Source organism: Streptomyces sp. NPDC058741 (genome assembly GCF_042746715.1).
In the GTDB taxonomy this organism is placed as follows: domain Bacteria; phylum Actinomycetota; class Actinomycetes; order Streptomycetales; family Streptomycetaceae; genus Streptomyces.
Map to the genome: position 1 here is coordinate 17543 of NZ_JBHYQH010000063.1, position 10139 is coordinate 27681.

Annotated in this window: 8 protein-coding genes and 3 pseudogenes; 7 read left to right on the forward strand and 4 right to left on the reverse strand. The window is 73.7% G+C overall.

Translation table 11 applies throughout. The annotated features are described in order from the left end of the window. The first annotated feature begins 21 nt into the window (after positions 1–21). Both ACFW6P_RS30150 and idi read left to right on the forward strand, forming a co-directional pair. A complete protein-coding gene (locus tag ACFW6P_RS30150; protein ID WP_386359457.1) occupies positions 22–957 on the forward strand; it encodes a cation diffusion facilitator family transporter in 936 nt (311 codons plus the stop codon). A gap of 299 nt (positions 958–1256) precedes the next feature. Next, positions 1257–1850 carry an isopentenyl-diphosphate Delta-isomerase gene (gene idi, locus ACFW6P_RS30155; protein ID WP_386359458.1) on the forward strand — a complete coding sequence of 198 codons (594 nt, stop codon included), beginning with the start codon at positions 1257–1259 and terminating at the stop codon, positions 1848–1850. A 150-nt stretch (positions 1851–2000) separates the two neighbouring features. Here the strand turns inward: idi and ACFW6P_RS30160 are convergent, their stop codons facing one another. Continuing rightward, positions 2001–2507 (reverse strand): ATP-binding protein, encoded by a 507-nt coding sequence (locus tag ACFW6P_RS30160; protein ID WP_386425512.1) that lies wholly within the window; start codon positions 2505–2507, stop codon positions 2001–2003. Between the two features lie 218 nt (positions 2508–2725). On the opposite strand from ACFW6P_RS30160, the gene ACFW6P_RS30165 reads away from it, so the two are divergent. Further along, positions 2726–3481: an enoyl-CoA hydratase/isomerase family protein gene (locus tag ACFW6P_RS30165; protein WP_386425503.1), complete on the forward strand. Its 756-nt coding sequence runs from the start codon at positions 2726–2728 to the stop codon at positions 3479–3481. 6 nt (positions 3482–3487) lie between these two features. Here the strand turns inward: ACFW6P_RS30165 and ACFW6P_RS30170 are convergent. Next, positions 3488–3805: pseudogene (locus ACFW6P_RS30170) on the reverse strand (DJ-1/PfpI family protein); the annotation flags it as partial. 139 nt (positions 3806–3944) lie between these two features. Between ACFW6P_RS30170 and ACFW6P_RS30175 the strand changes: the two are divergent. From ACFW6P_RS30175 to ACFW6P_RS30185, 3 genes are all read left to right on the forward strand, one after another. Beyond that, positions 3945–4820: a hypothetical protein gene (locus ACFW6P_RS30175; protein WP_386425506.1), complete on the forward strand. Its 876-nt coding sequence runs from the start codon at positions 3945–3947 to the stop codon at positions 4818–4820. A gap of 66 nt (positions 4821–4886) precedes the next feature. After that, entirely contained in the window at positions 4887–5012 is a 126-nt protein-coding gene (locus ACFW6P_RS30180) for an LPFR motif small protein (RefSeq protein ID WP_267889763.1), read from the forward strand. Positions 5013–5111: 99 nt separating this feature from the next. Next, a complete protein-coding gene (locus ACFW6P_RS30185) occupies positions 5112–7505 on the forward strand; it encodes a Tex family protein (protein WP_386425509.1) in 2394 nt (797 codons plus the stop codon). A gap of 84 nt (positions 7506–7589) precedes the next feature. Here the strand turns inward: ACFW6P_RS30185 and ACFW6P_RS30190 are convergent, their stop codons facing one another. Together ACFW6P_RS30190 and ACFW6P_RS30195 are read right to left on the reverse strand one after the other, a co-directional pair. Beyond that, entirely contained in the window at positions 7590–9227 is a 1638-nt protein-coding gene (locus tag ACFW6P_RS30190; protein ID WP_386359462.1) for an ABC-F family ATP-binding cassette domain-containing protein, read from the reverse strand. Between the two features lie 24 nt (positions 9228–9251). Next, positions 9252–9560, reverse strand: a pseudogene (locus ACFW6P_RS30195) (oxidoreductase); the annotation flags it as partial. An 11-nt stretch (positions 9561–9571) separates the two neighbouring features. On the opposite strand from ACFW6P_RS30195, the pseudogene ACFW6P_RS30200 reads away from it, so the two are divergent. Further along, positions 9572–10042 (forward strand): annotated as a pseudogene (locus tag ACFW6P_RS30200) (FAD-dependent oxidoreductase); the annotation flags it as partial. Positions 10043–10139 lie beyond the last annotated feature (97 nt).

Consider the following 10139-nt stretch of genomic DNA (forward strand, 5'->3'; position numbering starts at 1 on the left):
ATGCCGGAAGGCGGCTTTCCCATGGGGGCAGGGCACGATCACGGGCACGCGCACGGCGTGCCCGGCGGTACGGCGACCGCGGCGTACCGCGGCAGGCTGCGGGCCGCGCTGGCGATCACACTCGGCATCGTGGTCGTGCAGATCGTCGGCGGCCTGCTCGCCGACTCGCTCGCGCTCGTGGCGGACTCCGCGCACATGGCGACGGACGCCCTGGGCCTCGGCATGGCGCTGCTCGCGATCCACTTCGCGGGCCGCCCTCCGAGCGACCGGGCCACGTTCGGCTACGCCCGGGCCGAGATCCTCGCCGCCCTGGCGAACTGCCTGCTGCTGCTCGGCGTCGGCGGCTACGTGGTGTACGAGTCGGTGCAGCGCTTCCTGACCCCGGCACAGACCGAGGGCCGGCTCGCCCTGCTGTTCGGTGCGATCGGCCTGGTGGCGAACCTGGTGTCGCTGTCGCTGCTGATGCGCGGCCAGAAGGAGAGCCTGAACGTGCGCGGCGCCTTCCTGGAGGTCGCGGCGGACGCCCTGGGCTCGGTGACGGTGATCGTCTCGTCGGCGGTGATCATGCTCACCGGCTGGCAGCCCGCCGACCCGATCGCGTCGCTGGTCATCGCCCTGATGATCGCGCCCCGGACGTGGAAGCTGCTGCGCGAGACCCTCGACGTGCTGCTGGAGGCGGCGCCGAAGGGCGTCGACATGGCGGAGGTCCGCGCCCACATCCTCGCCACCGACGGGGTGGAGGACGTCCACGACCTGCACGCGTGGACGATCACCTCGGGTATGCCCGTGCTGTCGGCGCACGTGGTGGTCAGCCCGGAGGCGCTGAGCGCTCTGGGCCACGAGAAGATGCTCCACGAGCTGCAGGGCTGCCTCGGTGACCACTTCGACGTGGAGCACTGCACCTTCCAGCTGGAGCCGAGCGGGCACGCGGAGCACGAGGCGCGCCTCTGCCACTGACGGGCCGCCCGGACGGCCCCGAGACCCGCGGCACCGGTGGGGCGCGCGGGGTCTCGCGCGCGCCGGGGGACGCGGCCCTCCGCGCGCGTCCGCGCCCTGGCTCTCGCGGGACGGACGGTGACGATTTCCGGCCCGCCCGGGCCGGGCACGATCCCCGCCCGGGTGCCTCGTGCGGCGTCGCAGTGACGCAGTCCGTGCCCGCCCCCGCAGCGCGGGACATGCGGGCGTGCCGCGAAGTGCCGGGAGTGCCGGATTCGTACGGCAGACTTGGGGCGCGAAGACCGATGTGAAGGATGGGTATGCCGATCACACCTGCCACCGCGACGCACAGCCCGTCGAACGGCACCGCAGACGCGATTTTGCTGGAACTGGTCGACGAGGACGGCGTGACGATCGGCACCGCGGAGAAGCTCGCCGCCCACCAGCCGCCCGGGCAGCTGCACCGCGCGTTCTCCGTGTTCCTCTTCGACGAGTACGGCCGGCTGCTGCTGCAGCAGCGCGCGCTGGGCAAGTACCACTCCCCCGGTGTGTGGTCCAACACGTGCTGTGGCCACCCCTACCCCGGTGAGGCGCCCTTCGCGGCGGCGGCGCGGCGGACCTTCGAGGAGCTCGGCGTCTCCCCGTCCCTGCTGGCCGAGGCGGGCACGGTGCGCTACAACCACCCCGACCCGGAGTCGGGTCTGGTGGAGCAGGAGTACAACCACCTCTTCGTCGGCATGGTGCAGGCCGTGCTGCGGCCGGATCCGGAGGAGGTGGCGTCGACGGCGTTCGTGACCCCGCCCGAGCTGGCGGAGCGGCACGCCCGGGCCCCCTTCTCGGCCTGGTTCATGACGGTCCTCGACGCGGCCCGGCCCGCGATCAGGGAGCTGACGGGCACCTCGGCCGGCTGGTGAGGCGGGGGGCGGTCCCCAGGGGCGTCTGACACCTGAGCGCGGGAGAAGGAGCGGCGTGTGGTGCGTGCGATCGCGAGGCGCCGGAGCGTCCTCGTGGCTCCGCCACGAGGACGTTTCGGCGACGCCGCGGGCATGTGTCAGACACCCCCTCTAGGCAAGGCGGGCGGGTTCTAGCGGCACGGCGGCCCAGATCACCTTGCCGCCGCTCGCGGTGTGATCGACCTCGCAGACGCCGCCCGCCTCGCGGGTGATCTCGCGCACCAGGAGCAGACCGCGGCCGCCGGTCCGGCCGTGGTCGGTCTCCAGCGCGGTCGGCCGGTAGGGGTGGTTGTCCTCCACGGACACGCGCAGCCACTCGGCGCCGACGGCCACCTCGACGGCGATCGTCGGGGACAGCACCGCCGCGTGCTTCACGGCGTTGGTCACCAGCTCCGAGACGATCAGCAGCAGCCCTTGCGCCAGGTCGGCCGAGACCGGCACGCCCTGACACCGCAGCAGGTCCCGTACGGCGTGCCGGGCCTGGGGGACGGAGGCGTCGACCGTGGGCGCGGTGAACCTCCAGACCCCCTCGTACGGCAGCGGATCCGCGGGCCCGGGGTTCAGGGGCGCCGCGCCGCCCCGGGGGCGTGGGCCGGACCCGCGCCCGTCGTCGTCCATCGCCCGGTCGCCGCCCTCGCGCTCGATTGTCGCCACACCCAGAGTGTTGGTAACGATGCGCTCCCCGCCCCACACCTGAACAGAAGTCAGCATCTATCGAGCACTTCTGACCTTTGACGTATCACACGGTCAGTTGTGGGACTGCTCCTGTCCTTGTTGTGCCGTCTCGGCGAACTATTCGGGTTGTACGGGTTTGACCTGCGGATAGCATCCGGCTCATGGAGCCGCAGCTGGAGTACAGCGTGACCGACTCGGTCGCGACGGTCGTCATACGCAACCCGGAGAAGCGCAACGCCATGACGGCCGCGATGTGGCGCGCCCTGCCGCCGCTGCTCCACCGGGCGGCGGACGACCCTGCCGTACGGGCACTGGTGCTGACCGGCACGGGCGGGACGTTCTGCGCGGGGGCCGACATCTCGACGCTGCGGGGTTCGCCGGAGGAGGCGCAGTCCCTGGCCGTGCGGGCCGAGGAGGCGCTCGCCGCGTTCCCCAAGCCGAGCCTGGCCGCGATCCGCGGGCACTGCGTGGGCGGCGGGGCGCAACTGGCGGCGGCCTGCGATCTGCGGTTCGCCGGGGAGGGGACGCTGTTCGGGGTGACGCCCGCGAAGCTCGGCATCGTGTACCCGGCCTCCTCGACCCGGCGGCTGGTGTCCCTGGTGGGGCCGGCCGGCGCCAAGTACCTGCTGTTCTCCGGCGAGCTGATCGACGCGGGGCGCGCACTGCGCACCGGGCTGGTCGACGAGGTGCTGCCCGAGGGCGACCTCGGCAAGAGGGTCGCCGAGTTCACACGGATCCTGGTGTCGCGTTCGCAGCTGACCCAGGCGGCGGCGAAGGAGTTCGCGGACGGGCGTACGGACCGGGACGCGTACTGGGCCGGGCAGGCGCGCGGCAGCGGCGACACCGCGGAGGGCGTCGCCGCGTTCCTGGAGCGCAGGCGGCCGGAGTTCGGCTGGAGCGTGCCGACGTCAGGGTGAGACCGGCGTGCGCGCGGAGACCAGCCGCAGGGCGCGCGGTCCGCGCTCGTGCACCCAGCCGACCAGGCGCGGGCCGGGCCGCCGGGCGCCCGTGCCGCCGGGGACGAGGAGGGTGTCCGGGCCGGGCGCGGTGGACAGGGACGTGCCGGGGACGGGGGTGAGGCCGCCGGTGGTCCGCACGGGCGCGCCGTCCAGGCAGGCCGTGCGGCTCCGGTAGGCACCCGGCGAGACCAGGTCCGCGCCCGCGAGGACCTCCAGCGGGCCGCTGACGTCGAGGCTCTGGACACCGTCGAAGAGCACGGCCAGAACCGTGTGCGGGGTCATGACGACGATGGTGCGCGGGGCGGGCGGGTGGCGGCAATGACGAGTTCCCCACCTTTCCTGCCACGGGGGTGGCCGGGCCGCCGCACATCTGCCGGACAAGCCCTGGAGGGCATACCAAGCGGTTGGTAACCTGCCCGGCATGACGACTGCCGCTCTGGAGCCGCACGCCGGCCGACGCTGCCACAACGTGCTCAACTCCCTGCATGCCGCGCACTACTTCTCGCCCGACCTCGGCCGGGAACTCGGTGCGGTCGGGATCACCGACCCCCGGGCCGTGAACCTCGCCGTGCGGGCCGCCGCCTTCGGGGCGGTCGGCGCCGGGACGGTCGCGGCGGCCTTCTACAACTACAAGTACGAGCTGGTGGCCCGGCACGTCCCGGCCGTGTGGGAGACCGCCGCGCCCGGCCGGGTGCTTCAGGCACGCGCGCGTGCGGTCGACGCGACCCTGCGCCGGCTGCTCGGCGCGGAGGCACTGGCGTCGGCCGAGATGGCGGAGGCCGCGCGCCTGGCGCTGCGGGCGGCCGAGGCCTGCTCCCGCGCGGCGAGGCCGCTGTACGCCGCCCACGCCGACCTGCCCGTCCCCGAGGAGCCGCACCTCGCCTACTGGCATGCGGCGACCCTGCTGCGCGAGCACCGGGGCGACGGGCACCTGGCCGCCCTGATGTCCGCGGGCCTCGACGGGCTGGAGGCGATCGTCACCCACACGGCGACCGGCAAGGGCATGGCCCTCAAGTGGGTCCTCGGCACCCGGGGCTGGAGCCGGGAGGACTGGGACGCCGCGACCGGCCGGCTGCGCGAGCGCGGGCTGCTGGACGCGGCCGGGGAACTCACCGAGCGGGGGGCCGCCCTGCGCCGTCAGATCGAGCAGGAGACCGACCGGCTCGACCGCGCCCCGTACGAGCACCTGGGCGCGGAGGGCGTGGCCCGGCTGACCGAGCTGGGCGGGGCGTTCGCGCACGCGGCGCTGATGGCGGGGGCGTTCCCGGGGGACCTGATCGGAAAGGGTCACGCATAGTAAGGCGCTGACGAGGTACACGCCTCACACCGGCCGCCGCGGACGGTGCGAGGAAAGGGGAATTTCGTGTTCCGTGCTATCGCTGACGTGCTGCGCCAGATCGGCGGCGCCATCGCCACCGTCGTGACCCTGCCCTTCCGGGCCCTGGCCCGGCTGTTCGGCGGGGCCTCGTCCTCCACCCGCCGGGCCTGACCGCGCCGCCGCCCTGCCGCGTGCCGCCCTGATCACCGAGTGTCGGTCCCACCTGCCACAATTGCCGCGCAACCTCAGCGGAGAAGGCGGTACGGGATCGTGACGACACCCGGGTCCATCGAATCAGGGTCCATCGAAGGCAGGATCGCCGAGGAACTCGGCGTACGGGAGCGGCAGGTCAAGGCCGCCGTGGAGCTGCTCGACGGCGGTTCCACGGTGCCCTTCATCGCCCGCTACCGCAAGGAAGCGACCGAGATGCTCGACGATGCGCAGCTGCGCACGATCGAGGAGCGTCTGCGGTACCTGCGGGAGCTGGAGGAGCGGCGGGCGGCGATCCTGGAATCGGTGCGCGAGCAGGGCAAGCTCACCGAGGAGCTCGAAGCCCGGATCCGGGGCGCCGAGACCAAGGCGCGCCTGGAGGACATCTACCTCCCGTACAAGCCAAAGCGGCGCACCAAGGCGCAGATCGCGCGTGAGGCCGGTCTCGGGCCGCTGGCGGAGGGGCTGCTCGGCGACCCGGGCGTGGACCCCCTCGCCGCGGCCGCCGCGTTCGTCGACGCCGACAAGGGAGTGGCGGACCCGCAGGCCGCCCTCGACGGCGCGCGCGCCATCCTCACCGAGCGCTTTTCCGAGGACGCCGACCTGATCGGCGAGCTGCGCGAGCGCATGTGGGTGCGCGGCCGGCTGGCCGCCAGGGTGCGGGAGGGCAAGGAGGAGGCCGGCGCGAAGTTCGCCGACTACTTCGACTTCTCCGAGCCGTTCACGGAACTGCCCTCGCACCGCGTCCTCGCCCTGCTGCGCGGCGAGAAGGAGGAGGTCCTCGATCTCGTCCTGGAGCCCGAGGAGCCGACCGACGGCCCGTCGTCGTACGAGGGGATCGTCGCCCACCGGTTCGGGATCGCCGACCGGGGCCGCCCCGCCGACAAGTGGCTGAAGGACACCGTCCGCTGGGCGTGGCGCACCCGCCTCCTCGTCCACCTCGGCATCGACCTGCGGCTGCGGCTGCGCACGGCCGCCGAGGACGAGGCGGTGCGGGTCTTCGCCGCGAACCTGCGCGACCTGCTGCTCGCCGCCCCTGCGGGCACCCGCGCGACGCTCGGCCTGGACCCCGGTTTCCGTACGGGCGTGAAGGTCGCCGTGGTGGACGCGACCGGCAAGGTCGTCGCCACGGACGTCATCCACCCGCACGTCCCGGCCAACCGCTGGGACGAGGCACTCGCCAAGCTGGCCCGCCTGGCGAAGGAGCACGCGGTCGAGCTGATCGCCATCGGCAACGGCACGGCCTCCCGCGAGACGGACAAGCTCGCCGGTGAGCTGATCGCCAGGCACCCGGAGCTGAACCTCACGAAGGTGATGGTGTCCGAGGCGGGCGCGTCGGTGTACTCGGCCTCCGCCTTCGCCTCCCGGGAACTGCCCGACATGGACGTGTCGCTGCGCGGCGCCGTGTCGATCGCCCGCCGGCTGCAGGACCCGCTGGCCGAGCTGGTGAAGATCGACCCGAAGTCCATCGGCGTCGGCCAGTACCAGCACGACCTGTCCGAGGTGAAGCTCTCGCGCTCGCTGGACGCGGTCGTGGAGGACTGTGTGAACGGCGTGGGCGTGGACGTCAACACGGCGTCGGCCCCGCTGCTCGCCCGGGTCTCCGGCATCACCTCCGGGCTCGCCGAGAACATCGTGACGCACCGCGACCAGAACGGGCCCTTCAGGTCACGCGGCGAGCTGAAGAAGGTGGCACGCCTGGGCCCGAAGGCGTACGAGCAGTGCGCGGGCTTCCTGCGGATCCGCGGCGGCGACGACCCGCTGGACTCCTCCAGCGTGCACCCGGAGGCGTATCCAGTGGTCCGGCGCATGGTGAAGACGGCCGGACAGGACGTCGCCGCGCTCATCGGGAACACCTCCGTGCTGCGCTCGCTGCGGCCGCAGGACTTCGTGGACGAGTCGTTCGGCCTGCCGACCGTCACCGACATCCTCAAGGAGCTGGAAAAGCCCGGCCGCGACCCGCGCCCGGCGTTCAGGACGGCCGCCTTCAAGGAGGGCGTGGAGAAGATCTCCGACCTGTCGTCCGGCATGGTCCTGGAGGGCGTGGTGACGAACGTCGCCGCCTTCGGGGCGTTCGTCGACGTCGGCGTCCACCAGGACGGCCTGGTGCATGTCTCGGCGATGTCGAAGACGTTCGTGAAGGACCCCCGTGACGTGGTGAAGCCCGGCGACATCGTCAAGGTGAAGGTCCTCGACGTCGACATCCCGCGCAAGCGGATCTCGCTGACGCTGCGCCTGGACGACGAGGCGGCACCGCAGGCCGGCCAGGGCGGCGGCTCCGGTGAGCGCCGGCAGCGCGGCGGGCGTCCGCCGCAGCAACGCCAGGGCGATGCCGGAGGGCGCCGGGGCGGCGGTGGCGGCGGCGCGCGTCAGGCGCCCGCGCCCGCCGACGGAGCGATGGCCGACGCGCTGCGCCGCGCGGGACTGGTCGACCCGAAGAACGGCAGGCGCTGACCGCCCCGCCGAAGCGGCCGTGGGGAGCTGCGGGCCCGTGGTGGCGGGTCGCGCGGTTCCCCGCGCCCCTTCGCGGACGCCCCGTCAGCGCTCGGTGACCTTGCCGTCCGCGACGTCCAGCCGGCGCGTCACGTGCACGGCGTCGAGCATGCGCCGGTCGTGGGTGACCAGCAGGAGCGTGCCCTCGTAGGCGTCGAGCGCCGACTCCAGTTGCTCGATGGCGGGCAGGTCGAGATGGTTGGTCGGCTCGTCGAGGACGAGGAGGTTCACGCCGCGGCCCTGGAGGAGCGCCAGCGCGGCCCGGGTGCGCTCGCCCGGGGAGAGGGTCGCCGCAGGCCGCAGGACGTGATCGGTCTTGAGGCCGAACTTGGCCAGGAGCGTGCGGACCTCGACCGGTTCGGTGTCCGGGACGGCCGCGCGGAACGTGTCGATCAGCGGCTCGGGGCCGTGGAACAGCCTGCGGGCCTGGTCGACCTCGCCGAGCAGGACACCGGATCCGAGTACCGCGTGCCCGGCGTCCAGCGGGACGCGGCCGAGCAGGGCGCCCAGCAGCGTGGACTTGCCGGCGCCGTTGGCGCCCGTGACCGCCACCCGGTCCGCCCAGTCGATCTGCAGGGAGACCGGGCCGAGCACGAAGTCGCCGCGGCGCACCTCGGCCTCCCGCAGGGTCGCGACGACGGCGCCCGAGCGCGGGGCCGACGCGATCTCCATACGCAGGTCCCACTCCTTGCGCGGCTCCTCGACGACCTCCAGGCGTTCGATCATGCGCTGGGTCTGGCGGGCCTTCGAGGCCTGCTTCTCGCTGGCCTCGCTGCGGAACCTGCGGCCGATCTTGTCGTTGTCGCCCGCCTTGCGGCGCGCGTTCTTCACCCCCTTGTCCATCCAGGAGCGCTGGGTCTGCGCGCGGTCCTGGAGGGCCGCCTTCTTGTCGGCGTACTCCTCGTACTCGTCCCGGGCGTGCCGGCGGGCGATCTCCCGCTCCTCCAGATAGGCCGCGTAGCCGCCGCCGTAGAGGTTGATCTGCCGCTGGGCCAGGTCGAGTTCGAGGACCTTGGTGACAGTGCGGGTGAGGAACTCGCGGTCGTGGCTGACGACGACCGTGCCGGCGCGCAGACCGCTCACGAAGCGTTCGAGACGCTCCAGGCCGTCCAGGTCGAGGTCGTTGGTCGGCTCGTCGAGGAGGAAGACGTCGTAGCGGGACAGCAGCAGGGAGGCGAGCGAGGCGCGGGCGGCCTGGCCGCCGGACAGCGAGGTCATCGGCTGGTCCAGGTCCACGGCCAGGCCCAGGGAGTCGGCGACCTCCTCGGCGCGTTCGTCGAGGTCGGCGCCGCCGAGGCCGAGCCAGCGCTCCAGGCTGGTGGCGTAGGCGTCGTCGGCGCCGGGCGCCCCGTCGACCAGGGCCCGGGTCGCCTCGTCCATCAGTCGCTGGGCCTCGTCGACGCCGGTGCGCCGCGCCAGGAACGCGCGGACGCTCTCGCCCGGGCGGCGGTCGGGCTCCTGAGGGAGGTGGCCGACGGTGGCGGCCGGCGGGGAGAGGCGCAGCTCGCCCTGCTCGGGGGCGGTGAGTCCGGCGAGCATCCGCAGCAGCGTGGACTTGCCCGCTCCGTTGGCGCCGACCAGGCCGATCACGTCGCCGGGCGCGACGACCAGGTCGAGGCCGGTGAACAGGGAGCGGTCGCCGTGGCCGGCGGCGAGGTTCTTGGCGACGAGGGTGGCAGTCATCAGAGCGCCGATCCTAGTGGGCGCTCAGTGGGCCACGGCCGCCACCAGGACCGTTCCGGTCGTACGCGCCACGAGGAAGGACTCGCCCTTCACCGACCCGGCGTCCAGGGGGATGCGGTGGCGGCCCGGTTCCAGGACACCGTCGAAGAGCGTGCGGACGCGGGTGCGGGAGAGCCGGTCCAGGCGGTACGCGGTGAGGGTGACCCGGCAGGGCGAGTTGAGCTCGACGTCCGCGGCGTCGCCGCCGGCGCTCAGAGCGGTCAGGCGGCGCTGTCCCGCCGGGCTGCGGTCCAGGGCCTGTTCGATCCGGGCGACGACGAGGGGGACGATCGGGCGCCTCCTTCGCGGAGGTCGACGCACCGGTCGTGGTCACCTGCACGGGGCTGGCCGCGCGGGAGCCGGTGCCGGATCCGTCCGTACGGCCCGTGCGCGGGCAGCTGGTCGTGGTGGAGAGCCCCGGGATCGACACCTGGATGGTCACCACGGACGCGGCCGGGGAACACGCGTACCTGTTCCCGCAACCGGGCGGGCTGGTCCTCGGCGGTACGGCCGAGGAGGACGTGTGGTCCGTGGAGCCCGACCCGGCGGCCGCCGAGGCGATCGTCCGCCGCTGTGCCCTGCTGCGGCCCGAGATCGCCGGGGCGCGGGTCCTGGAGCACCGGGTCGGGCTGCGTCCCACCCGCCCGGAGGTCCGGCTGGAGCGCGACGCCCTGCCGGACGGACGGCTCCTGGTGCACAACTACGGCCACGGCGGCGCGGGCGTCACGGTGGCCTGGGGCTGCGCGCGGGAGGCGGCCAGGCTGGCCTCCGGCTGAGGCGGGCGGCGCCGGAGCGGCGCGGAGAACGGCGGGGGGGCCCCCGAGCACCACGGCCGCCCCCCCCCCAACCAGACCGACGCGGAGCAGCGGCGTG